Source organism: Bacteroides eggerthii, assembly GCF_025146565.1.
GTDB classification, from domain to species: Bacteria; Bacteroidota; Bacteroidia; order Bacteroidales; family Bacteroidaceae; genus Bacteroides; species Bacteroides eggerthii.
Window position 1 is genome coordinate 3,193,481 of the sequence record NZ_CP102258.1, and the last position, 26,058, is coordinate 3,219,538.

At 40.6% G+C, this 26,058-nt stretch carries 13 protein-coding genes and 2 tRNA genes; 2 read left to right on the forward strand and 13 right to left on the reverse strand.

Annotation, left to right across the window (positions count from 1 at the left end; genetic code table 11):
• Nucleotides 1–17: 17 nt before the first annotated feature.
• A complete protein-coding gene (locus tag NQ546_RS13250) occupies nucleotides 18–1,256 on the reverse strand; it encodes an MFS transporter (protein WP_004290615.1) in 1,239 nt (412 codons plus the stop codon).
• A 139-nt stretch (nucleotides 1,257–1,395) separates the two neighbouring features.
• Nucleotides 1,396–1,842, reverse strand: a complete 447-nt coding sequence (locus NQ546_RS13255) for a YhcH/YjgK/YiaL family protein (RefSeq protein WP_004290614.1) — start codon at nucleotides 1,840–1,842, stop codon at nucleotides 1,396–1,398.
• 153 nt (nucleotides 1,843–1,995) lie between these two features.
• Between NQ546_RS13255 and NQ546_RS13260 the strand changes: the two genes are divergently transcribed.
• A complete protein-coding gene (locus NQ546_RS13260; RefSeq protein ID WP_004292956.1) occupies nucleotides 1,996–3,204 on the forward strand; it encodes an ROK family transcriptional regulator in 1,209 nt (402 codons plus the stop codon).
• Nucleotides 3,205–3,294: 90 nt separating this feature from the next.
• On the opposite strand, the gene NQ546_RS13265 is transcribed toward NQ546_RS13260, so the two are convergent.
• Genes NQ546_RS13265 through NQ546_RS13275 form a run of 3 tightly spaced genes read right to left on the reverse strand, consistent with a single transcriptional unit; the run spans nucleotide 3,295 to nucleotide 7,304 of the window.
• Entirely contained in the window at nucleotides 3,295–3,618 is a 324-nt protein-coding gene (locus tag NQ546_RS13265; RefSeq protein ID WP_004290612.1) for a UpxY family transcription antiterminator, read from the reverse strand.
• Nucleotides 3,615–4,730 (reverse strand): Wzz/FepE/Etk N-terminal domain-containing protein, encoded by a 1,116-nt coding sequence (locus NQ546_RS13270; RefSeq protein WP_004290611.1) that lies wholly within the window; start codon nucleotides 4,728–4,730, stop codon nucleotides 3,615–3,617. Before NQ546_RS13270 ends, NQ546_RS13265 begins: the two co-directional genes overlap by 4 nt.
• Before the next feature lie 9 nt (nucleotides 4,731–4,739).
• Nucleotides 4,740–7,304 (reverse strand): SLBB domain-containing protein, encoded by a 2,565-nt coding sequence (locus NQ546_RS13275; RefSeq protein WP_039953262.1) that lies wholly within the window; start codon nucleotides 7,302–7,304, stop codon nucleotides 4,740–4,742.
• Between the two features lie 399 nt (nucleotides 7,305–7,703).
• Here NQ546_RS13275 and NQ546_RS13280 point away from each other — a divergent pair.
• A tRNA-Thr gene (locus NQ546_RS13280) sits at nucleotides 7,704–7,776 on the forward strand.
• A gap of 244 nt (nucleotides 7,777–8,020) precedes the next feature.
• On the opposite strand, the gene NQ546_RS13285 is transcribed toward NQ546_RS13280, so the two are convergent.
• From NQ546_RS13285 to NQ546_RS13320, 8 genes are all read right to left on the reverse strand, one after another.
• Nucleotides 8,021–8,108: transfer RNA gene (locus NQ546_RS13285), tRNA-Ser, on the reverse strand.
• 409 nt (nucleotides 8,109–8,517) lie between these two features.
• A complete protein-coding gene (locus tag NQ546_RS13290) occupies nucleotides 8,518–11,094 on the reverse strand; it encodes a glycoside hydrolase family 3 C-terminal domain-containing protein (RefSeq protein WP_004290609.1) in 2,577 nt (858 codons plus the stop codon).
• A 74-nt stretch (nucleotides 11,095–11,168) separates the two neighbouring features.
• A complete protein-coding gene (locus NQ546_RS13295; RefSeq protein ID WP_081446772.1) occupies nucleotides 11,169–13,433 on the reverse strand; it encodes a GH92 family glycosyl hydrolase in 2,265 nt (754 codons plus the stop codon).
• Nucleotides 13,434–13,483: 50 nt separating this feature from the next.
• Nucleotides 13,484–14,452: a family 43 glycosylhydrolase gene (locus NQ546_RS13300; protein WP_004290607.1), complete on the reverse strand. Its 969-nt coding sequence runs from the start codon at nucleotides 14,450–14,452 to the stop codon at nucleotides 13,484–13,486.
• A gap of 136 nt (nucleotides 14,453–14,588) precedes the next feature.
• Complete coding sequence (locus tag NQ546_RS13305; protein ID WP_004290606.1) at nucleotides 14,589–17,453, reverse strand: glycoside hydrolase family 3 C-terminal domain-containing protein; 2,865 nt, start codon at nucleotides 17,451–17,453, stop codon at nucleotides 14,589–14,591.
• A 270-nt stretch (nucleotides 17,454–17,723) separates the two neighbouring features.
• Nucleotides 17,724–20,084 (reverse strand): glycoside hydrolase family 3 N-terminal domain-containing protein, encoded by a 2,361-nt coding sequence (locus NQ546_RS13310; protein WP_004290605.1) that lies wholly within the window; start codon nucleotides 20,082–20,084, stop codon nucleotides 17,724–17,726.
• Nucleotides 20,085–20,094: 10 nt separating this feature from the next.
• Nucleotides 20,095–22,356 (reverse strand): GH92 family glycosyl hydrolase, encoded by a 2,262-nt coding sequence (locus NQ546_RS13315; RefSeq protein ID WP_004290604.1) that lies wholly within the window; start codon nucleotides 22,354–22,356, stop codon nucleotides 20,095–20,097.
• Nucleotides 22,357–22,392: 36 nt separating this feature from the next.
• Nucleotides 22,393–26,049: a heparinase II/III domain-containing protein gene (locus NQ546_RS13320; RefSeq protein WP_004290603.1), complete on the reverse strand. Its 3,657-nt coding sequence runs from the start codon at nucleotides 26,047–26,049 to the stop codon at nucleotides 22,393–22,395.
• Nucleotides 26,050–26,058: the final 9 nt, after the last annotated feature.

A 26,058-nucleotide genomic window follows, 5' to 3' on the forward strand; every position in this document is an offset into this window, starting at 1 on the left:
ATAAGTTTATTTTAAGTTTATTCCATATTGTCCGTTTTAGGACGGAGAAAGTAGAGTTGAAGAGCCAAAGCAATGAGCACGATAATGCTCAGCATCGCAAACCCTTCACCAAGACTGCCGCCATCGGTCCACTTACCCAATAGTTGGGTGACGGCAGCACCGGCAAACACCCCTGTCATATTCATTATACCGTAAGCGGTTCCACGATGTTTGGCCGACACAAACTGACAAAGAATAGGCATATTGTTAGCATCGAATATCCCAAAACCTATTCCGAACAACAACCCTGCTCCAATGACAGCCACGAAGCTGCTTCCAAATCCCAGCAGCATCAATGCCGGAACTGTGAGCCCCAACCCAATGGCTCCCGTATAGACACGCCCGCGAATATTTTTCTGCACCCAACGGTCGGACAGGATTCCGCCAAGAATCACGCCCACGAAAGAAGAAAAGGCAATTGTTATGGTAGATATAGGCCCTGCTTCCGCCATCGGAATACCCAGACTTTCAGAGAAAAGAGTGGGAAGCCAGTTCTTTGTGGCCCATCCCGGAAGACTGGGCGCCGCAAAATAAAAGAGGATAATCCAGAATGCCCAAGTAGAGAACAACATGCTCAACCCGCCAAACAGCGACGGCTTCTTCTCTTTGCCCGCCACAGAAGACGGCTGTTCCGCAATCATACGATCGGGGTTCTCCCTCAACAAAAATATCAGAACCACAGAATATATCATTCCTACGATACCAAACCAGTGGAAAGTGGTGTGCCAAGAAAAAATTGCAGCAACAGTGGCGCCAAAACCGCCGATGGCCTGCCCCACGTACAGCCCCGTCATGTGCACTCCAATAGCCAACGAACGCGACTTGCCCTGATGCCAGTCGGCAATCAGCGACAAGGCGGAAGGAATATAAAGCGCTTCACTCACCCCCATCACCGCACGCAGCCAATACAACTCATGAAAATTATCAGCATATCCCATCAAATACGTCACGCCCGACCAAACAAAAAGACTGCCTACAACCAACCATTTACGGTTAACACGATCGGCAATCATACCGGCAATAGGACTCATAAAACCGTAAATCCACAAGAAAACAGCCATCAACGCACCAAATGCTTCCGCCTTATTCAGCTCCACTATATCAACCTTCATCGCTTCCTGCATAGTAGAGAGCATCTGACGATCCATATAATTAAGCAAAGCCACCACCCAAAGCAACGCTACTACAATCCAAGGATATACATTTTTGTTTTTCATAATAATTAGAATAATGATATTGATACTTCGCAAATATATTAACTATTTTATTATATGCAAAATATTTAATAAATTATTTTATTAAATACGCGAATATAATTAAAATCACAAAAATATAATGCCGGGTAATTTTAAAAAATCAGATTTTTACTTTTGCAATGAGTTTACGAATATTTCCGGCTCCGACAACCGGTGCATGAGGGTCTTCCGGATACACAATCATAAACTGACCGGGAAGCAAATCCACCCATGTGGTAGAGGGATCGGCATACAAAGCGCAATCGCCTTCTTTATCGTAAGGCTTGATTTCCTGTTTTACGTCTTCAATAGCCTTCCAACCAATTCTCTCCGTTCCTTCCAAAAGGATGTGCACATCAATATAAATACGGTGAACCTCAAGCACTTGCTTATCCTGTGGAACACATTCGGGATTGATGTTCATTATAAACAAATCGTCTCCGTCTATATCAATACGTCCCAACTCGGCATGGAGCAAATCATGTGTCTTCACATAGTCAAAAAGAGGCTTAAACTGAGGATGGAGACTTTCTATCCTACCACTGTTTTGCAAGTTTGATACAATCATGTTTTCAAGATTAAATGTTATACATAGTAATATCGGCAGCAAATATATTAAATAATTTATTATCTAAGCTATAATTAATAAATTATTTTATTATAGTAATAAGATATAGATAAAATTTGTATCTTTGTAATGGTCCTATTAAGAGAAAGCATAATGAAACAACAACTTTTGAAAGAGATTGAACTGGGAAGTAAGAATGCTCTTATAAAAAAGAGAATCATTACACATTATATATATAATGGTAGTTCAACGATAACCGACTTATCCAAAGAATTAGATCTAAGCATCCCCACAGTTACCAAATTCATCGGTGAAATGTACGAAGACGGCTATATCAACGATTATGGTAAACTGGAGACAAGCGGCGGAAGACACCCCAGCCTGTATGGCCTGAATCCGGAATCCGGATACTTTATCGGGGTAGACATTAAAAGATTTGCTGTCAATATCGGCCTGATCAACTTCAAGGGGGACATGATGGAATTGAAAATGAATATTCCGTATAAGTTTGAGAATACTCCGGAAGCAAAGGAGGAACTATGCAGACTCATCAGCTCTTTCATAAAAAAAGCGAAAGTCAACACCGACAAAATACTGAATATCAACATTAATATATCAGGACGTGTCAACCCCGAATCCGGATACAGCTTCAGCCAATTCAATTTCTCCGAACGTCCGCTGGCAGAGGTATTGACGGAAAAAATCGGTTATCAGGTTTGTATCGATAATGACACCCGCGCAATGACATACGGCGAGTATTTGCAAGGGTGTGTCAAAGGGGAAAAGAATATCATCTTCGTTAATGTCAGTTGGGGACTGGGCATAGGTATCATCATTGACGGCAAAGTATATACCGGCAAATCGGGATTCTCCGGAGAATTCGGACACATCAACGTCTTTGACAATGAAATCCTCTGCCACTGCGGGAAAAAAGGATGCCTTGAAACCGAAGCGTCAGGCTCTGCCTTATACCGCATATTACTGGAACGCGTAAGAAAAGGAGAAAGCTCTATCCTCTCCGACCGCATCGACTCCCAAAACTGCTCACTCACACTGGATGAAATTATCGAAGCCGTCAACAAAGAGGATTTATTGTGCATCGAAATCGTAGAAGAAATCGGACAGAAATTAGGTAAGCAAATCGCCGGATTAATCAATATATTGAATCCGGAATTAGTAATCATCGGAGGAACATTGTCACTGACAGAGGACTATATCACACAACCGATAAAAACTGCGATAAAAAAATATTCTCTGAATCTGGTAAATCAGGATACAGTTATCACAGTCTCCAAACTCAAAGATAAAGCCGGCGTTGTAGGCGCCTGCATGCTGGCACGAAGCCGGATGTTTGAGTGCTAAATACACAGATTGCATGTATTCACTATTTTCAAATACATGCAATCTGTGTGTATGATACGCCTGAAAGATAGAAAGGCGTTTATATAATAATTATTTCAATAAATGTGCGAATTCTGCAGCCAACTCTGCCTTTTCAGCACAAACAGACAAACGCTTACCTTCCGCATCTACCAAAAGAGCCACATTCTGCGATGCGACAAAAGATGCCACATCAGCTGTTTCTTCTACAAAAAGGAAACCGGGAAACAATGGAGTGAATACCTCCTTTGTCTTGCCATTCCATTTCCTGAATACGATTTGCATAGGACAAAATGCAGCATAACCTGCTTCATTCAAACGTTGCATCAATTTACGTTCCGACCTCGGTGCCGTATACAGGGCACACCAACGATTCATATCATTATTAGCTATCATATTGCTTTGCTTGCTTTTCTCCATTCCTTAAATAAATCTTTCACAAATAGTATCCAACCAACACATCCTACTCCCGCCAAGAATACAAATCCGATAAGGATCATAATCTTATTCGGTTTAGCAGCACGCAATGGCACTGTGGCCGGCTGCACAACCGTATATACCGGAGTGATTTCCTGAACCTTGGCTCTCGCCATCTGCAACTGCCCGGAAACCTGTGTATAAACGGTATACGCCAACTCCATCTCGTTCTTCAAACGTTCCTGCTCAGCACGATAGCTCAACAGAATAATGTTTTGGTTAGCATCTGCAAAAGTAGCATATTTTTTTTGAGCTTCCTCATAATCGGCCTTTGCTTCTTTATAAAGTTTTTCCGTGAAGGCTAAATCATGACGGGCTTTATTGGTACGATAGTCTGTGATATAGTTCTGCAAACAATGCATGACCGTATCTGTCAACGAAGCTGAAATCAAAGGGTCTTGCATAGTTACCTCTAAAGTGGTAACGCCTGTTTTTTTATCAATGGTAACCAAGATGCGCTTGCTCAATGCCTCAGCCACCCTTGTTTCATCTACCGTCAGGTGGAACGGATCAATTTTACCTTCTCTCTTCTCCGGCTTATCCTTGAACAAAGAGAGTGTCCACCCCAAAGCCTTGAATGGAGCAGAGACCACAGCCCCCATCCAAGACGAACGCTGGTACTTGTCCAAATAAGCATATAAGGTTGTATCTACTTTGCCTTTCTGATCCTTAACCTTTACATCAAACAGCTCCAACAGGAAAGGTGTTGACTTAACAATATCAGGATATAACTCGGGCGACAACGCATCCTCTCCGGCCGAAGCTCCACCCAAATTAATCCCGGCCATGGCCGCCAATGCTCCCATACCTCCCGCAGAGGTCTTACCAGCGCTTTCAGGCGCCAATGTCACTTTAGTAGAGTACTCTTTAGGAATACTGAACGCAACCACTAATCCGATAAGGGCGGCAATACCGCATGCCTTGAAAACCAATTTACGCTCCGCCCACACTTTCTGAGCAAGCTCAATCAAATCAATCTCTTGCTCTTCCGGCTGCTGCTGTGTTGTCTTCTGTATATTTTCTTCGCTCATAATTCTCTATTACTTAAAGAGGTTAACCAAAGTAGCAATCATAGTTGCCAAAGAAGCTGCAGACGTACCCATACCGATAATTTCAGCAGGACTCATCTTCTTCTTGGGGTCTTTGCTCGGAACAATGATCTCACATCCCGGTTCAATTTCCTTTGCTCCACCTGATTTCAAACGGGATACCGTACCATTCATATGAACAACATAAGCTCTCCGCTTTCTGGCATCATTACCAAATCCACCGGCCTGGTTGACATAGTACTTCCAGCCTTCCCCGGCTTTATAAAGCACCGTATTAGGATACATCACAGCACCACTGATCTTGACTGTACTTACGTATTCGGGAACATAAAGCATATCGCCCTCACGCAACACCATGTCATAATCCGAACCCGGATTCTGCAAGGCTTTCTCCAAATTGATACCAACCGAATAGGTATCGGACAAATCCAACTTCTTAACAGAAATAGAGTCACCTCCGGAAGTCATTTGCGCCATACGCAGCACATCTTCTTTACGACGCAACTCTTCTTCACTCATCTTACGCAGCAAACGAGCCCCCTTGGCATATGCATCCGATGATATACCTCCGGCTTTAGTGATCAAGTCACTCAAACGCTCATTTTTCTTGGACAATGCATAATTCCCACTAAAAAGCACTTCACCTGCCACTGTCACAGTCTGTTGACGATGGTAAGCCGGACTTTTACGGATATACACTTCATCAAACGGCTCAAGATGGAACGAACCGCTACCTTCCCCCACCAGCAAGCCGTCTTTTAAGTCGAATGAGAAGTTCTGACCGATTGTCCCACTGAAAACAGTGCTCTTGGGGTCTTTCACACGACGGGACACTTCAACCCTGGTTGTAGCAGCAGCCTCCAACAGACCACCTGCTTGTAGAATCAAATCTTCTACCGTCATCTTGTCCGCATATAAATAAGTACCCGGATCAGCAACCTCACCATGAATAGCAACTGTGGTTTCTTCCCTCAAATCCTGAACACTGGGGATAAACAATATATCATTCTTCTGCAAAGGAATATCTGCAACAACGCCATTCAACAAGCCTTTCAAGTCTATCGCAATCATTTCCCGAGTCAAGTCATCATACTCACGACTGATCACAGCACGATTCAAAAATGCATCACCACGCACACCTTCGGCTTTCTTTATCAATTGTTTCACAGTGTTCACTTCTCCACTCAACTGATACAACCCTTCGCGATAAACGGCACCGCGTACCTCCACTCGGTTTTCAAAACGGTCAAGAACTGAATCCACCGTAAGAACATCTCCATCCTCTACACGAAATACGGAATAATCCATTTCATCAATATTGAATATCTGATGTTCACGACCGCTCTTACGTACAAGACGTATTGCTTTTTTATAAGCATCACCGGTAAACCCACCGGCATATTTAAGCAAAGTTGCAATGGTTTCAGTCGGCTTCATCTCATAGTACATAGGACGTTTCACCTTGCCCAATATCTGTACCAAAGTTTGATAAGGATTAACCAGAATCACATCACCATCCTGCAAGCGAATGTCATCTTTCAATCGGCCTTCCATGATAAAATCATAGATATCCACATCAGCAACCGTCTCCCCGTCGCGTATAACTTTTATGCTACGGAGACTACCTATCTTATTTACGCCACCTGCCCAATACAACGCATGAAAAACAGATGCGAATGAAGAAAGGGTGTAAGTGCCCGGCACAACAACTTCACCCATTACATTCACTTGAATAGAACGAATCTCACCCAAAGTCAATTTAATCTGAGTATTAGGAGTTTCACCCGTAACACCGGCATATATCTTGGCAAACTCGTTTTTCAAATAGTTATTAGCCTCTTTGACTGTTTTCCCACTCAAATAAACCGGACCTAAGTTTTCAATTTGCACAGTGCCTTCGGGTGAGATAATTTCCCTAATGGTCTTTTGAGAAACACCCCAAACATCTATGATAACCTCATCACCTGCACCCAGACGGTAATTGTTGGGGGTTGCAACATTTATATTGGGTTCAAAGGTCAGATTCTCATTATCAAAAATATTATGTCCGAAAATTTGTTGGGTAGGATCCTCCTTTTTTTCTTTCTTCTCTTTACCAAGGAAGTTGTCATATTCTAAATAGTCTGTCTGTTCATTGCCATCCCAACCGAATTCCTGCTCCATCTCTTTTTCATCACGCTGTTGATCGTTTTTAGCACGCAACCCTTTTATGGTTTGTTTTTTAGAGTTGGAATTTTCTAAAGTGGAATTTTCTTGAGAAATGTTCTTATTTTTATTCTCGTATTTCTTTGGGGTACGTAAACGTGAATCTGCTGCTTTTTCTCCTCCGGTTCCGGTCGTTACATTTGCTTTTCCCGAATACTCAGATTGTATTCTTTGAATTTGCTCCTTTGTGACCCCTCTCTTCATCAGTTCAATCGACATCTGTTGTTGAGACTTCCCCGCCTGTTGAGCTTCCTGCACATACTGAATAACTTGTTCATCCGTCATTCGTTGAGCAAATACTACGCTTGATACTGTGAACATCAACAAACATAATAGTATAAATCTGCGCATAAGTAAGATTTTTGATTAATCCTTTAGTAATCTAGTAATGTTTTTAAATTGGGGGCAAAGGTAATACTTTATTTTCATAATATACATTTATTTCATTCCGAAGTTTCGGAAAAAGAATTAATTCCCTATCTCAATATAGCAGAAAGCCCTTCGCTACTATTACTTATCGAACAAGCCACTTCCTATAAATACATATTTTAAGTCACATCTTTTTACCTTCCACTGCGTTCCCTGTTTGCTTGCAAAAATATAAAAAAGCTACATGCTACTTTGATTAAAAACAATAGTTTTATAACCCATTCCCCAAATAACTTCCGGAAATATTTCTAAAAAATCAAGCAATTCTTTTTGCAAATTCAAATAAAGATGTACCTTTGCACCCCGTAAACAAAAACGATCGCCGCTATAGCTCAGTTGGTAGAGCAACGCATTCGTAACGCGTAGGTCGCCAGTTCAAGTCTGGCTAGCGGCTCTTTCAAAGACTGATATTTAGAGCACTGAATATCAGTCTTTTTTCTTTCCCTATTAGCAGCAAGAAAAGCAACAATTTATTTTATTCCGCCCGATTTTCAGTAACGATTTAGTAACACTACTTTGTCCAAACGGGGCATTTTCTTGTCTTTTGCTTGTCTGCCGACAAAACGAAAGAAGTCCCGTAAAACCTTGATCTTACGGGACTTGTCTTAGTTTTTCCACCATTTATCTTTAGTGTTTTGCGGAGAGACGGGGATTCGAACCCCGGATACCCTTTTGGGGTATACACGCTTTCCAGGCGTGCCTCTTCAACCACTCGAGCACCTCTCCTTTTCGGGGCGCAAAAGTAGAGGAAGTTTTTGGATTTACCAAATGTTTTGTGCAAATAATCAATCAGAAAATATATTATATTCGAATATTACAAGTAAAAAATAGAAAAAGGCTTCTATTATCAAAAATAATTATTACTTTTGCACTACCACTTATGTATGATAATAAATGCGATATATGCAACGGAAAGGCATTAAGCCCTCGACGATGCGTTTATCGCATTTATTGTTAGTGCATGAGTGGTTTCTATATTAACAAGTCGAGGGCTTTTTTAGTTTCCTCATAGTATGATTTTATTTTCTTTATATACTTGTATAGTCCTCTTAAAGAGGCTATTATAAATTTTGTCGTTTTCCCGTCTTACTTGTGAAAGCAGGACGGGATTTTTTATCAGCTTCGTATGAAAGATCTAATTGCCAGACTTTTGAGTTATAGAAGAAACCTTTTGTAGACGAATATCAGCAGAAGAAGCACCTATCATAATAGTATAGTCTCCAGAAGGGTGTACAAAGCATTCTTTCTCTTCATCCCAATAACGAAGCAGATCTTTCTTTAATCGAATGGTCACTTTGCGACTTTCCCCTCTTTTCAGCGAGATACGCTCAAAGCCTTTAAGTTCCTTTATAGGCATTATCTTATCTCTTTCCGGAAGTTTCACATAAATCTGCGCAACCTCATCACCAGCATATTTTCCCACATTCTTTAGACAAAATGAAACATTTACTTCTTGGTTGCCATCGGTTACTTGCAAATCGGAATATTTAAATGAGGTATAACTCAACCCGTAACCGAAAGGATAAAGTACGTTACCCTTAAAGTACTGATAAGTGCGCCCTTTAGTAATATCATAATCATCAAATGGAGGAAGCTCATCTAAACTTCTATAATAAGTCAACGGCAAACGACCACCCGGATTATAATCGCCAAAGAGAACTTCTGCTACCGCCTTCCCTCCACTCTCACCAGGATACCATGCATTGATGATAGCAGGTATATGTTCATCCATCCAATTAATTGATAATGAACTACCAGCAACCAATACAACTACAATATTAGGATTTACCTTATAGATTTCCTTCAAAAACTCCCGCTGATCTGCTGGAAGTTGAATGTCAGATCTGTCCTGTCCTTCACGTTCTATCGCCTTATTAATGCCCAATACAGCCACAACTTTCTCACATTCACGTACTACTCTTCCTGCTTCACCGTACAAATCCAAACGAGTCTTTTTACCAATTTGCGGAACTTTCCATTGTAATTTGGCAACAGCATAGTCACGATTATCGTAATATTCAGCTTTCAACCGATAATCTCTTCCTGCTTCTAAATAAATAGTTGCCGTATCTGTACGGATTGCATGTCCCTGCCATGCATCAATCAACATTTTATCATCAATACTCAAACGACATCCATCATCGGACAAAAAACTAAAAGTGTATTGCCCCGTAACCGTAGGACGCAATTTACCCGTCCAGCGAACAGACAAAGGGGATTTGGGCAGGAAGGGATCCGGTGCCTGATTAGCAGGTTCAAAATTAATCCATTCCTCTTTCCTTACTTTTGGAATACCTTGCAAATTCGTGTTATCAAAATACTCTGCTTTCAACCCCTCAGGGAAACTAGCTCCCTGAATGAGTTCCATACCATCTACTGCTGATTTCCACGGAGCATATACAACCTTTACAGTATCACCTACCCTATCCTTGATACCCTGCAAAATAGAAACCGGAGCAATGACCGGTAGCCCACTATAATCACCGAACTCACTGCGTCCTGCATTAATGCCCACCACTGCAATGGATTTAATTTTCTTAGCATCAAGCGGTAACATCTTGTTCTGATTTTTTAGTAGTACGATACATTCACGAGCAGCATCTAACGCTACCTTTTGATGTTCCTTAGAGCCTATCACTTTGGGAGATATCTTGGTATAAGGATTGTTTTCCCCGCTATCAAATAGTCCTAACTGCATACGTGCCCTCAACACACGATAAGCAGCCGAGTCTATGTCGGCATCAGTAACCATGTATTGTCGGTAAGCATTTAATAACGGCGCATCATACACATCATCACCACATTCTAAATCCAGTCCGGCCTTTATAGACAAAGTAGCGGCAGCTTCCTTTGTTTTCACATACTTATGAGCATTAACCAACAAAGCAGGGCCTCCACAGTCAGAGACCACATATCCTTTGAACCCCCAATCTTCACGTAATACTTTGGTCAACAACCAAGCATTCAACGTACAAGGTACATCATTCAAAGCATTATAGGCAGACATAATAGATGCTGATTTTCCTTCCTTAACACATGCTTCGAAAGCCGGAAGATAGTACTCGCGTAATTGCTTTTCTGATATTTGCGGATTACATACAAAGCGGTTATGCTCTTCATTATTGGCAGCAAAATGCTTAGGAGTTGACACAATCTTCAAATAACGACTGTCATTTCCTTGCAACCCTTTCACAAAAGCAGTTCCCATAATACCACTCAAATAAGGGTCTTCACCATAAGTTTCCGGAGTACGCCCCCAACGTGGATCACGCGCCATGTTTACCGTAGGAGACCAGAAAGTGAGTAAATCACTGAACTGACTGTTTTGTTCACGTCCTTGATCCAGTTCATTCCAACGGGCACGCGCTTCATCAGAAATAACAGTAGCCACTTGTTTTTGCAATACAGGATTCCAGGTTGCAGCCAACCCGATAGCTTGTGGGAAAACCGTAAATCTACCAGGACGGACTACCCCATGAAGCGCTTCATTGCCATGATAGTATTTTGGAATATCCAAACGAGAAATGCCCGGTGAAGTGGCACGCAGCAAACTTATCTTTTCCTCAACTGTTAAACGCGACAGGAGATCCATAATACGCTCATGGATTGGTGCTTTCTCATTTTTATAAAGTTCTTGGGCTTGAACCGTTCTTGCTAAACAAACGATAAAAGCCATTAAACCTATAAAAAGAACCTTTTTAAGTGTTTTCATGATGTTTTATTTGTTACTTATAGTTCTATCTACACAGAAGATAGAAATCATATAATACAGCCAACTACTCCAATTTATAATTTCTCAGCTGATGGCGGTACCGCATCATTAGCACTACCCCATGACTTATTAGGTCTGTTACCCATTATCAATATTAGCTTCCCTCCATCTTTTATATCATCATGACTAAACCAAGGCTTATTCCACTCTTTACCATTCAGCGTTGCCGACTGAATATATTTATTTTCATCAGATGCATTTTGTGCCTCTATCTCAAATACTTTCCCATTGTTCAATGTCACTTTAGCCTCAGTAAATAACGGGCTGCCAATATTATAAGCAGGAAATCCCGGAGTTACCGGATAGAAACCTAAAGAAGAAAAAACGACAAAAGCAGACATTCCGCCACCATCCTCATCTCCCGGAACTCCCATCAGGTCATTACGGAACCAAGTTTTCAGCATTTGACGAATACGTTTTTGAGCCTTCCATGGTTGACCGGCATAATTATACAGATAAGGGATATGCAGTGAGGGCTCATTAGCCATCGAGAACTGTCCTACATTACCTGTATGGTCGGGCAACTGAGCATAAAAAGAATATTTCCCACGTCCCAGCGGTTCACGAAAAGTTTGATCCAAATTAGCAATAAACAGCTCATTACCACCCATTAAATCAATCAGATCAGCCACATTATGAGGAACATCCCAACGATACACCCAGCCATTATTCTCGCCATAATACTCACGAGCCCCCTGACCTCCTGAATAACGATAATCAAACGGTTCAATCCATTTTCCATTTTTATCTTTAGGGTGAAAAAAGGCAGTTTCGGCATTATATACATTACGATAATTATAAGAACATCTCAGATAATGAAGCATGTCTTCTTTCTTTCCCAAAATATCCGCTATACGCGACAAACACCATTGGTCATAAGATGTACCTAATGTTACAGCAATCGGTTGACGTTTCTCAAAATGATGTACATTCGGATCTGTTTCTTTTTCTCCGGCCTGAAGCGCCGGGATATATCCGTTTTTCTTATAAAAATCATCTATCCAACCAGCAGCCGCACCTGACCAAGGAGCCAGCGTTTTTTCTTCTATCCCCTTGCGACAAGCCTCATAGGCTTTCTTCAAATCAAACTGCAATCCTTTAGCGGCAGCATCAGCTATAGTTGCTACCGCATGATTAGAATTCATACGACGGGAATCGCCTGTTATCTCAGGAAAAGTAGGCATCCACATATTTCCCATCTGCTCTGCCATAAGCAAATAAGAATTAATTACATTTTTTTCTGTTTCCTCATCAATCAACAAACGCAAGGGATGAGCTGCACGATAAGTATCCCAAATCCAATCATCCGTATAAAAAGGCTCACCATTGTCTTTATGTATCTTTCCATCAAATGCACTGTAATAATGTCCATCCTCACTGATACAAACCGGACGTTCAAACACACGATAAAGTGACGTATACAGAATCTGTTTATCGGACTCTGCACCACCTTCTACCTGAATATCACCTAAAGCTTCATTCCATACTTGACGACCTTTCTCTGCCAAAGCCTGCAAATCATAGTCCGGTAACTCACGTTGTAGGTTCTTCTTTGCCTGTTCTTCACTTATAAATGAAATACCATAGCGCAAATTTACCTTTTTAGTTCCGTCAGCAAAATGCAGAACGGCACAAGCGTTACGGCCTTCTGCATTTTTTTTAGAAGTATCTATCTTACCGTTAACTAAAATACCTGTTTGCAACGGTGCAATGTCCGGTTCAATATACAAATACACACACGTATTGTTTTGCAACTGCTGATAACCACTCACAAAACCATCACCTGCCTTGATAGCTCCATTCTGCGAATTAATCATCATATAAGCAGGCTTATTAGGTTGTCCATACTCTACCTGATAAAGAGCAGATTGATGAGAAGGTGCATATTTTACATTAATTTCTGCATCATCAAGAAACACCTCATAATAATACGGCTTCAATTTCTCATCATCATAGCTATATGCTATAACCGGACGAAGGCTATCCCCCTGATAAGGACTCAAATTAAAAGCAGAACTGCCACGATGACTCGTCACAATTAAAGGCAACCCGTTCAACTGATCCGTCGTATAATCAGCGCGTTCAGGATAAACACGAAGCATACTATTCGGTAAATGGATAGTAGGAAAAGTGGGAACCAGCAAATGACTGATATTTCCCATATAGGGATTTACATAGTCAACTGGAGTTCTACCGATTATTTTTTGATTTTGTACTTCCCCGCAAGCACCCAACATGGAAGCTAAAACTACGGAAGCTAAACAATGCATAAATTTCATAACAACATTTTTGTTTATATTCATTTGTAATATAATAGATAACCAACTAACTATTTTGTCTGCTCTACCACTTGTATGGTACCATCCGGATTGTAGTACAACTTATCTACACAAATAGAGCGTAGATTACCTTTCCCCGAAATAGAACTGTTGTGATAGAAAGCATACCATTCTCCCTTATATTCTACAATGGATCCATGGCTTGTGTCACAACCCGTAGGCTCCAGATAAATTCCTTGATAAGTCCATGGGCCCAATGGAGAATTACTTGTTGCATAATTCAGGCGGTTAGCTCCTTTCCCATTTTCCGCATGATTATCAGCATAAGACAAATAATAGATACCGTTTCTTTTATGTATCCAAGCTGCTTCATGGAAATCTTTCAAACCTTCCATCGGCCGCAACGGCTCAGCCAGTTCCATCATATTGTTTTTCATTTTGGCCCCAACACAGCGACCTCCACCACCATAATAGAAATAAGCCTGTTTATCATCATCCACGAAAACACAAGGATCTATCATGGCAAAACAATCGTTTTCCATGCCAATCATCTCAATAAATTCCTCATGCACTGTAAAATCCTTAGCCGGATGTTTGCTGGTTGCAACTCCCACTCTCCAAGTATGGTTCCAGTCCGTTCCACTGGGATGGGGGAAATAATAATAATAGGTTCCATCTTTATAAGCACAATCGGGTGCCCACATAAAACCTCCTTCCTTTCTTCCCCATGACACTTGCGAAGAATTCAAAATTTCTCCATGATCGGTCCAATTCACCATATCATCTGTGGAAAACACATGGTAACGATCCATTAAATCACACCCCCGCGGAGGATCTACATCATGGGAGGCATAGACATAAAGCCGTCCATCTTCCCACACATGAGCAGAAGGATCGGCTGTATACATGTGAGTAATAAAAGGATTAGGTCCCAAAGTAACCGTTTTAGCTTGTTTCGAGCCATTACACCCTGCCAATACGAATGAGAGGGCAAGTAAAGTAAATAGGTAATTTTTCATATGTAATCAATAATTTTATATTTATACTGGCAAATTTACAGCCACATACTTAATAAAGGTCTTAATTTGGACTTAAGGCATCACTATTTTCAGCCTGTAACCCACAAATACACTACATTTAAATCCACATATATGCCTAAATAGATAGCACTTTATACTTAGTAGCAAATACAACAGATTGGTTACTGTCTTTATCTACAATAAAAGGTATCAGTTTTTCTTCTCCCGGAGCAAGTTCATAATGTACTTTATCTCCCGTTTTCCGACCGTCGACATACATTTCGACCTTTCCTGTATCCATTAAAGTACCATTATTCTTGACAGAGATCCATATTGTTCTCTGCTTTGCCAGCAAGTTGTCTTCCACTTTGGATAAAGCCAAATCGAAGTCTGCCGCAAATCCATGGTTATACTCTAACATAACAGATAGACCTTTTTGTGCATCCTCATATCCCAAACTATCTTTGATACGGTCTTTAGCTATATATTGGGGACTAACACCACCAACTAATATTTTGAATGTTCCTTTCTCTACAACCCTGTCCATGTTGTCATTAAGTAGTGACAATTCATAAGGAGTTAATTCAAAAGAAATACTCTTGGACTCTCCCGGTCGTAAATGAACGCGTGTAAAGTCTTTCAATTCAGTAATACGTGTTTTTACACTAGCATACATATCTGTTACATACAATTGAACAACCTCATCACCAGCACGATGACCTATATTCTTCACATTCACGTGCGCGATGATATTACCGTTCTCCCTCTCTTCCACTTTCAAATCCGAATATTCAAAAGAGGTATAACTCAAACCATATCCAAAATAGTAAAGAGGATAATACTCCAAATCTGAATACTCATAACGACGGCCGGAAGTTTTAAAGTTGTAATAAAGCGGTAACTGTCCTACATGTCGCGGGAAAGTCATTGGCAAACGACCGGCAGGATTGTAATCACCAAACAGTACATCTGCCGTAGCAAGCCCTCCTTCCTGCCCAGGTAACCAGTTAACAATAATAGCCTTACATAACTCCGACTCTTTTGTCAGGTTATAAGGGCGACCTATTTGAAGCACTAAAACAACAGGCTTTCCTGTTGCACAAACAGCTTCCAACAGTTCCTGCTGCCTGCCAGGCAGAATCAAAGTTGCATAATCATGATTTTCACCAGATGTTTTATAAACGTCTGTCGTAGCCTCGCTGGTAGAACAATCGCCCAAAACCAACACTACTACGTCCGACTGGGCAGCAACTTTCACCGCATTGGGAATGTTTTCACCATTGGAACCGGTAAATTCACATCCCTGCTCGTAGAGAATTTTCGTCTGATTACCTACGGCCTGCTTAATACCTGTCAAAACAGACTTCAACTGACCAGGACGAAGTTTGGGAGTATAATCACCCGGCTGAAGGTTGTCTGCTCCGGGTCCCAATACGGCAATTGTACGCACATGCTTGGATAAGGGCAACACATCATCCTTATTCTCTAACATAACAATAGATTCCCGTGCCGATTGACGTGCAATTTCCTTATGGCTGTCCGAATTCCAACCCGGATATATCTTATTCCAATCCAAAGGTTCCTTATGTTCTTTTTCAAATAATTCATTACGGAACATCATACGCAACATTGTACGGCAAACATTATCAAGATTTGCCATATCAAGGCGTCCATCTTTTGCAGCTTGTATCACTTCTTTATCATTATAAGTATCACCACAATTTGTAGCAATACCTGCAGCCAAAGCTTGATTAGCAGCTTCTATCTTGTTTTTTGCAGTATAATGCTTTCGTGATGTTAAATTACCGATAGCACCGCAATCACTCACAACAAAACCATCAAATCCCCATTCTTCACGCAAAATATTACGCAGAAGTTCTTTACTTTTAGCAACAGGCACCCCCAAAAAATCAGAGTAAGCCATCATTAATGACTGACAGGAATAGTTACGAATAACATGTCGGAAAGGAACTAAATGTACCTCACGCATTTCTCTTTCGGACAATCCTATATCGTGCGAATCACGTCCCCCCAAAGGTGCACCATGACCTCCAAAATGTTTCGGAGTTGTAAACAGCCCTTTAGACTGATAGCCCTTAATCCAAGCTCCGCCAATTTGAGATACCAAAACCGGATCTTCGCCGAAGGTTTCCTCACAACGTCCCCAACGAGCATCCTGTGCTACGTCTAACACAGGAGACCAGGCTTGCATGGTACCTGCCGCAAGAGTTTCCTCCCCAATAGCCATTGCTACTTTTTCCGTCAGATTCTTGTTCCAGGTCGCCCCCATAGCCAACGCCTGTGGAAATATTGTTGCTCCGCTACCATATGAAAAACCATGCACAGCCTCAACTTTCGTAATGGGAGGCACATATAAATGAGGAATTCCGGGAATCCCCCATCCTTCACGAATCAATTCCATTTTATCTTCCGGTGTCATTACAGACAATAAGCTTTCCACACGTTCATTTACAGGAAGTCTAGGATCCATATAACGTAATGTCGTTTTATCTCCTTTATGATTTTTCAGTTCCTCATCAGCCAGAAAAACTGATACTTCTTTTATATCGAAAGGCCCCACACGTACATTACCTTTAAAGACAAGTTTTACATGGGCACCATATTTAGGCGAAAATGTTACCCTCATCCCTCTGGCGCTACCTTGTACCTGATAGTCGACAGGTTCTCCTAAATTCATCGGGTCATATGTCACAAATATACTCATCTGTTGCTTCAGTTCGTCCTTGGATATTCCCTGCAATTGAAGGTACATTTCACACACATCTCCCGGAGTTTGGAGAGTAAACATCAGCCATTGATCTAGCTTCGGATTTTTACCATCAACTTCCCACACCGTACGCTGATCTTTATCAAAAGCCAGTGAAGCTTTCTCTTGATTGACAGATGCTGAAACTGATAAGATTTCACTTGACCTTTGAGCCATTAGATAAGTACAGAAAAATATTCCTGCGAATAGAACTACATGTTTTTTCAAATTCATATTACTAGATTTTAACTCTTTACTTATTTCAAGCCTTTTTACTAACCATCTGTTTGCTCGCTTTTATTCATCAGACAGACTTTACTCTTTTTTAAACGCAAAATAAAAGTCGGCATATTAAATGAGACACCTAAAAGGTATTAACTTCTAATTAAAATAATATTAATAACAGAATATAGTGTTAAAATAATTCCAGGCAGACATATCAGCCGTATCAATCGGAAAAAAACAATATGATTTTAGATAATACCTTTTGCAGTTCTCATGGGCTTACTTCACCTCAAACTTTCCCTGTAACCGAATATCCTGTGAAGAGCTGCCAACCATTACAGCAAAGGTACCCGGCTCTACTATAAAATGATTATCTTTATTCCATAATCCCATATCCTGAGGTGTAAGCACGAAGTCAACTACTTTCTCCTCTCCCGGTTGCAAATGGATGCGTTCAAAACCACGTAACACTTTCACATAAGTAGTCACGGAACTTACCTCGTCATGCAAGTAGAGTTGCACAACCTCATCACCGGCAATTTTGCCCGTATTCTTCACCCTGCAACTCAGTTTCACACTTCCTTGTGTACCAATTACCGGATTTTCTATCTTCAAAGCACTATAATCAAAAGTTGTATAGCTCAAACCATATCCAAAAGGATAAAGGGAACCTGTTACACGCACAAAACCTTTGGAATCAGAACCCGGTTTAAACGGGAATGCAAAAGGGATCTGGCCCACAGAACGAGGAAAGGTCACCGCCAACTTTCCACCCGGATTATAATCGCCGAAAATAACTTTCGCAATTGCATCACCCATAAATTCACCCGGAAACCAAGCGTGCACAATCCCCGGAATATAACGTTCTGCCCAGTTGATTGTAGCAGCCCGTCCATCTATCATTACCAGAATAACAGGTTTACCAGTAGCATATACTGCCTGCAACAGTTTCTCCTGCCGCCCACACAAATCCAAATTAGTTCGTGAATATTCTTCACGTACAGTTTTCTCGTTTCCTCCTAACACCATAATAGCTACGTCTGACTCTTTAGCCAAAGCAACCGCTTCATCTATCATAGTTTCTTCTGTTTTATTCAGAGGTACATCGTAAAGCTCACTCTCCGGAAAATATTCATCAATAATATCAGCTCCCTTCGCATAACGCACCTCCGAATCCGGCAAATAGTCTTTTATACCTTGATATACTGTTTTTATCGGAGCATTAGCAGGTCCATAACGACATATCAAATTGTCAACTTCGGCTGCATTTGGACCAATGACTGCAACTTTCTTGATAGACTTAGATAGCGGTAAGATATTGTTCTCATTTTTCAATAAAACAATAGACTCTAAAGCAGCTCTCATAGATACATTCTGATGTTCTTTGCAGTGTACCACCTTTTCCAACTTCTTGGTATCACCTTTGTAAGGATTATCAAATAATCCCATCATAAACTTCACACGTAATACGTCAGCAACACGACTGTCAATAGTTTGCATAGAGATCTTCCCTTCACTGATAGCATGACGAAGCGGATAGATGAAATTCTCAGGTAAAGAAAAATTCGTACGCACGTTCAGTCCGGCATTTATCACTTGAGCGGCTCCGTCCACAGCATCGGCAGCCACTTTATGTTTAGAATAGAGAAACTCTACCGCCTCACTATCCGAGACCACATAGCCTTTAAAACCCCACTCATGACGAAGAATTTCTGTCAAAAAATGATAGCTACCCGTAATCGGTTCACCATCATAATCATTATACGAACTCATTACCCCCAATGCTCCCGCTTCACAAAAAGCTTTACGGAAAGGTTCCAAATAAAGTGTTCTCATCTCACGTGGCGCTACGTGTGGATCTGTACGAGTACCAGCATCACGCCCACCCACAGGGACACTATATACTGCAAAATGTTTAGGAGTAGCAACAAGTCCCTCTGCCTGAAGTCCTTTAATCATCCGCTTTCCAAGTTCCCCTACAAGAAAAGGATCCTCCCCGTAACATTCCACTACACGCCCCCAACGAGGGTCTTGAGCGATATCCAAAATTGGAGAATAAATATTAGTATATCCCAATGCTTTCGCTTCTTCTGCTGTTACGCGCGCAATTTCACTTATCAATTCTTTATTCCACGTAGCACCTTGTCCGCACTGTGCCGGAAACATGGTTGCCCTATCATGACAAAGTCCACGAATACCTTCATTAGTAAAATCAACAGGTATTCCAAGACGTGTTTCTTCTACAAACCAGCGCTGGATTGCCTGTCGATTTTCTACACTATTCACATAAGGGTAAGATAAGGTAGAACCAAATGTTCCCAAACCATTAGCTTGTTCATCTATATTTGCAATACCATCTTTCCAAATCTCATTCTTCCATTGTTCTGTGGGTAGGGAATCCCTTAATACACGACCAGAACCATACAAGGTAGCCATCTGACATGTTTTCTCCTCTATCGACATCTGTGACAATAAGTCATGTACTCTTGCATCCAAAGGAGCCGATGGATCCTCATAAACATCCTTCACTCCATTCTTATTAAAATCAATCCAGCCCTTTTTATATATAGTAGGACCACTACCTGCATATGCTCCTATACAAAGCAATACTGAAATACATAAAGAAAATCTTCTTTTCATAACGCATTTATTATTTTTCCATTTCCAATACAAGTTCGCCCCCTTTCATCAAGTCAAAATGTGAGAAGCTTGGCTCTTCTAATTCCCTTCCATTTAACTTCATCGAACGAACATATTTATTCTCTATACTATTGTTTTCCGCACGAATCACAAAGTCCTTTCCATTATCCAAATGGATAGTCACTTTATCAAATAACGGACGGCCTATTTCGTAAACCGGTTTCCCTGGACAAAATGAATAAAATCCCATGGAGCTAAGTACATACCAGGCTGACATCTGTCCTACATCCTCATTGCCTGACAAACCATTGGGATCATTATGATACAATGTGCGAAGAATATAATCAACCAAGGCCTGTGTTTTGTGAGGAGTATTTGTATAATTATACAGATAAGGAATATGATGGCTTGGTTCATTACCATGAGCATATTGTCCTATCATACCTGTTACATCGGCAGCAGCATCCGAGTCTCCCGTCAGTTCGGAACTTCTAGTAAACAACGTATCCAAATGGGCTTCAAATTCAGATTTACCACCAACCAACTCCATCAGTCCATCTACATCTTGTGGTACGAACCATGCCCATTGCCAAGCATTGCCTTCCACATAGTTGCTGGGACGTTGCACAGAGGAGGGATCAAAAGGAGTAATCCAACTGCCATCACTTAGACGGCCACGCATTAACTTTGTCTCCGGATCAAAATATTCACGATAAGCTTTAGATAATTTCATATACTTATCATACATGCCTTTTTGGTTATCCTCTTTCATAATTTGTGCAATCAACCAATCATTATAAGCAAACTCCAACCCCTGAGAGACTGCACCATAAGCTTTATCACAAGGTATATACCCAAGCTCATTTTTATATTTGATAGAAATCGGCATAACCTTTTCGTTTAATATTTGACGATTCATCATCGGTGTAATATTAGTTGTATCATAAACCGAAGAACGTATACATGCTTCAATAGCCTTTTTTATATCAAAATCACATTGCTTCTTCATTATAGCATCTGCAATGACTGAAACAGCATGGTAACCAATCATAGTTCCAGTCTCATTTGATGCCAGTTCCCATTTAGGCAAAATACCCGATTCATCATATTTACACAGCAAAGAGCGGATAAATGCCTGATTCTGCTTTGGCGTAATGATAGTATAAAGTGGATGGGTTGCCCGAAATGTATCCCATAAAGAAAAGACTGTATAATTAGTGTAAGAAGTATCTCGTTTTATTTCATGCCCCATAGTACGATAACGACCGTCTATATCTGATGCCAAACTTGGTTGAATAAAAGTATGATACAAAGAAGTATAGAAAACAGTACGGCTATCATTGTCTGAGGTTTCAATATCAATCTTTCCCAATGTATTATTCCAAGATACATTTGCCTGTTGTACTACTCCTTCAAAATTCCAATCCGGTATTTCAGATTCTAAATTTAGCTTTGCTCCCTCCTCATCTACACTTGATATACCAACTTTTGCGAGTACAAGTCCGTCAGCAGAAAGATTGCGGAAAGTTATTACAGCTTTTGCTGTATTGACAGTAACAGAGGTACTATCCGGTTGGTATTCCGTTCCGGAATACAATTTGTAATCGAAAGATTTGGAGAAAACAGCATAGAAATAAACATAATGCTGTTTAGCCCATCCTCTCGTATATTTCTTTCCAGCTATAGTGGAATCATTTACAACCCTTATTTGAGTAACAGGATGTTGATGTCCATGAATAGTAGGTTCCATATCAATAATCAAGCGAGCATCACTCCCCTTGGGATAAGTATAACGATGTAACCCGGCACGCAAAGTAGCAGTTAACTCTACATTAATCGAATCATCCTGCAGTAAGACCTGATAATATCCTGGACGGGCGCTTTCTTTATCATGGGAAAAGCGAGAACGATATCCTTCATCAGGTTTTTCTTCTGTCCCAGCAACCAAAGGCTTCTCTCCTACTATGGGCATAAACAATATATCACCATAATCACCGATACCAGTCCCGCTAAGATGTGTATGGCTAAATCCTATAATGGAAGTATCATCATAATAATAACCCGAACAAGCATCCCAACCTATAAGACGGGTATCAGGACTTAACTGCACCATTCCATGAGGCAGAGTCGCACCTGGAAATGTATGCCCATGCCCGCCAGTCCCTATAAAAACATTCACACTGTCTGTATACTCTCTTTGTAATTCCCCCTCTACGCAGGACATCAGCCCAATACCTGAGACCAGCAATAGCATATAAAATTTGTTTTTCATGAAATTATATATTTATGTTTTTATATGACATTAACATTAAGGCACAAAACTCCAATTAGCTTCTACCTTCATACTCTTACTCTTGACGCGAATGATCAACGGATAACAACATTTTACCGCTATATCTCCTGCTCCCGGCCCATCTTTGACTGTAGGATTGGCAGGTATGCCTGAAGCCTCTCCTAACACGATCTCCAATATTTCATCAGCAGAAACATTTAAGCAGACATCAGCAGAAGAAGTATGACAAGTAAACCCAGGCCAATAAGAGTAGGAATTGATATGACGAATACGTTGATGAACTTCACTATCAGTTAATGTTGTCATCGAAGGATGTCCTTCTAAAACAGGCTTCTCATTAAAAAGGATAACATATTCATATAAATGAGAAGAATCGGAATTACAGGTATATATATCTTGTAAATATTTTCCTTTCAAATCCAAACTCCGGCGCATCTTAACTCCCGGATAGGCTGTAACCGTTTCAGCCTCAGCATATCCACCGTCAGAGCGAGGTATAAATTTAGTAATTTTTCCTGTACTTCTTTTTTGGTCTTTAGCATCCACCGTCACAGTGTTATGAGATAAGCTACGCTTATACCATTTTAGATAATCGGGTACTCCATATCCGGAAGTTCCAAAGTCGGATATCAGTTCACGCTTACCATCATGAATCGCAATGGAAAGTTTATCCGGATGCCCATGCCCAATTCCCTCACCACCAAATTTCAAGACCACCGTACGCGTATCACTGCGTAACAAACAGAAACCTGAAGTATTGAATGAATAACTTGGCTGAAGCAACTGCTCGTCAGAAATATCTATCCTTTGGTTACTCAATAAAGCTTCTGCATCCAAACGTTTCTTCTGTGCATATGTCAGCTCCAGCACTCTCTGTAAAAAAGGATCATTATAACGAGCATTGGCAACCTCATACAGTGCTGACTGTGAAAGGAGATTAGCACCATACCAACCATCGCTGTGTGCAGGGAAAGATAAATCCGGATAGGTTCCTTTCACAGGTTCAACAAACATATCATGCAGGTCACAGTCAAAAAGATCAATACCACGACATCTTACTGCATTGGCTGTAAACAACAAAGCTTCTAACGGATAATAATGGTAATGAGGAGAGCCTTCGTTAATCCAGCCATCATCATTTTTATGCTTATCTATTAAAAAATGATAACCATATTTATCTCTATTAATTGCCACATCAACAATAGAATCATTTTCCAAAGCAATGCCTAAAGCTGCCAATCCGCTATTATGCCACATCTGCCAATTTGCACCTGCAGGACGATGGAGTAATAGAGTAGCGGCAGGAGCCAAGTAACCTTTCTCTATAAAATCAATCTCCTTTTTTGACAGAATAGGTTTAATCGTTCCATAGGCCATAGCCACTTTAGTAGCCCAATTTGCTTCGTCCAAACTCTGAGCAAAAGCTTTTCCACTATGTTGATCAGTAGCCTTACGTCCAGAGTTATGTTCGAACCACCCAGAATATTTACCGGCATAATCCAGTAACATAGTACGTATATAATCGGCATATTCCGGTTGCCCGGTTGCCAAATAAAGGTACATGCACTGATAAAGATAGTCCTTATTCAACATATGTACTTCATAAATCCAGGCCCAATCATAACGTTTATTTCCACTCCATTCTTTATCGCAAGCAGAACAATAGTGAGCCTTCGGATTATTCCAGCGAAAAGTAAACTGAAGATTATGTTTTGGACAAAAAAAGTCATGAAAATGCCCGCCTTCTTCTTTAGGGACTTCCAAAGGATATTTACGCCTTTCCTTTACTTTCATTTTCAGATCTGCTATAATCTTCTTTCCCCAACGGGTATCAGCAGACAAACGAATGGCCGTTTTATCATCGTCTGAGAAGAAATAAAATCCCTCTGCTCCTTTCTTTGCAAGTATTGACCAATCACCGGAATAATAAGCCTGATTCAGCAGGCAAAGTTTCTCCTCATCTTCCTGCCGGATAAACAAGTTTTCCAAATCCTTATACAAATAAAATTGCAACCAATAACCGCTATTATATTTTTCACGAGTTGTAGAGGCATGCATCCATTTAGCATACCACAAAGAATTTATCCCATATTGACGTGCCACCTGCAATGCTTGCGCCGCATTTTTCCAGATACCTTCTGAAACTTGTTTGCCCAGCGCTACATAATCATTATATGAGAATTTGGATATATCAATCAACTCACAGGTATCGTCAATGCCAAGATTTTTAAAATCTATCACAGTTTCCATTTCCATATCCCCATCAAGATCATACTCTATATGATCGAAGAAACCATTATTGTCGCGGTCACTATAAAGAACAGTAGCGTAACTCTTAGGATCCTGAAAGTTCATCCACATACGATCCCACCCCTGAAAATATTGGGCATTCTGATCTATTCGCCAAACACCATTTTCTGCTCCATAAAGGTGTAAGCGACCATCAAAATGACTAATATATAACTGTGCATTTCCGGAATTATCCATATCCCATTCACCACGGTCGCCGGCAGCATCACTTTGCTTATTATTGTCTATACCACCTTTATTCCAACCTACTTTAAACGGATCTTTAGGATCATAAAATTCCACACGCTCCCAACGACTACAATCATCATCCTCATCATAGACAAAGTTAACACGATTCCATTTGCCACGACTAAATATTAGATCATATGCTGCGTCATGATCCGGATAAATCAGTTCTGTCAATTGCCGGTAACGGGAATCCATAAAAAAGCAGTCTGCTTCAGGCATTCCACGTAAATTACGTACCGGGTGAATTTGATCGGTATAATCAAACCCTTCCCCCTGAAAACCTATAGTAAAATCAAAATCAAACTCATTACCTGTAGTATTATCATTATCAATGTCCACAGCTAAAGATGCCCAATCAATACGTCCTTCCAACTGACGATTCACATAACTGTTGGAAGGGGAATTCGGATCGTGAATTTTGGGAGAATCAACCAAACGAATAGCCATTTCAGTCCTATTATCATTATCAGGATCATAGAACAGAAAAGGGTTCTCCCAATTAAAACGTAAATCCTTCATATCATATGTAGAAGTGTGTATTTTTAGAAATGATGTCTGCCCACTATAATCTTCATAGAAATCAGACAATCCTCTACGCTCCCAGCACTGAAGAGTAAAATTATTCCAGTTGATATAGTTGAAGATATTGTCACGATCCAAATCAAACATTATCATATAATGCCCATTAGGCCAAACCTCACCTGTACGCTCTTTCGGATACTCTATAACAAACTGCATATCAGCCTTTCCATCATTATTTGTATCCACCCAATCAATAATAAGATCCCCCTGGCCTCCGTAAATACCATCCTTATTGCGGTCAATCAGCAAGCAGTCATTCACCATATCACCTTCCCAATCTCCTTCTTTCAAATTATTATCATCGTCCAGCCACAATATGGGAATATCATTATGAGTAATAGATTTAATGGCATCCGGTCTGCCATTATGATTCAAATCAAGATACTCTGGTTTGTAGCCAACAGGAGGAGGGGGCAAGCGCAAAGGTAACAGTTGGGTATGTACATTCCAATAAGTATCCTTTACTTCCTGTGCCAAAGCTCCTCCAACCACTCCTACAGAATAAAGCAGGATAGCACATGCTATAGCCAATAAACTACTTAGATTTTTCATAAAACTAAT

Excerpts from the sequence above, each read along its gene's own strand:
- NQ546_RS13250 (WP_004290615.1), bottom strand. The coding sequence starts at position 1,256 with ATGAAAAACAAAAATGTATATCCTTGGATTGTAGTAGCGTTGCTTTGG.
- NQ546_RS13255 (WP_004290614.1), bottom strand. The coding sequence starts at position 1,842 with ATGATTGTATCAAACTTGCAAAACAGTGGTAGGATAGAAAGTCTCCAT.
- NQ546_RS13260 (WP_004292956.1), top strand. The coding sequence starts at position 1,996 with ATGAAACAACAACTTTTGAAAGAGATTGAACTGGGAAGTAAGAATGCT.
- NQ546_RS13265 (WP_004290612.1), bottom strand. The coding sequence starts at position 3,618 with ATGATAGCTAATAATGATATGAATCGTTGGTGTGCCCTGTATACGGCA.
- NQ546_RS13270 (WP_004290611.1), bottom strand. The coding sequence starts at position 4,730 with ATGAGCGAAGAAAATATACAGAAGACAACACAGCAGCAGCCGGAAGAG.
- NQ546_RS13275 (WP_039953262.1), bottom strand. The coding sequence starts at position 7,304 with ATGCGCAGATTTATACTATTATGTTTGTTGATGTTCACAGTATCAAGC.
- NQ546_RS13290 (WP_004290609.1), bottom strand. The coding sequence starts at position 11,094 with ATGAAAACACTTAAAAAGGTTCTTTTTATAGGTTTAATGGCTTTTATC.
- NQ546_RS13295 (WP_081446772.1), bottom strand. The coding sequence starts at position 13,433 with ATGAAATTTATGCATTGTTTAGCTTCCGTAGTTTTAGCTTCCATGTTG.
- NQ546_RS13300 (WP_004290607.1), bottom strand. The coding sequence starts at position 14,452 with ATGAAAAATTACCTATTTACTTTACTTGCCCTCTCATTCGTATTGGCA.
- NQ546_RS13305 (WP_004290606.1), bottom strand. The coding sequence starts at position 17,453 with ATGAATTTGAAAAAACATGTAGTTCTATTCGCAGGAATATTTTTCTGT.
- NQ546_RS13310 (WP_004290605.1), bottom strand. The coding sequence starts at position 20,084 with ATGAAAAGAAGATTTTCTTTATGTATTTCAGTATTGCTTTGTATAGGA.
- NQ546_RS13315 (WP_004290604.1), bottom strand. The coding sequence starts at position 22,356 with ATGAAAAACAAATTTTATATGCTATTGCTGGTCTCAGGTATTGGGCTG.
- NQ546_RS13320 (WP_004290603.1), bottom strand. The coding sequence starts at position 26,049 with ATGAAAAATCTAAGTAGTTTATTGGCTATAGCATGTGCTATCCTGCTT.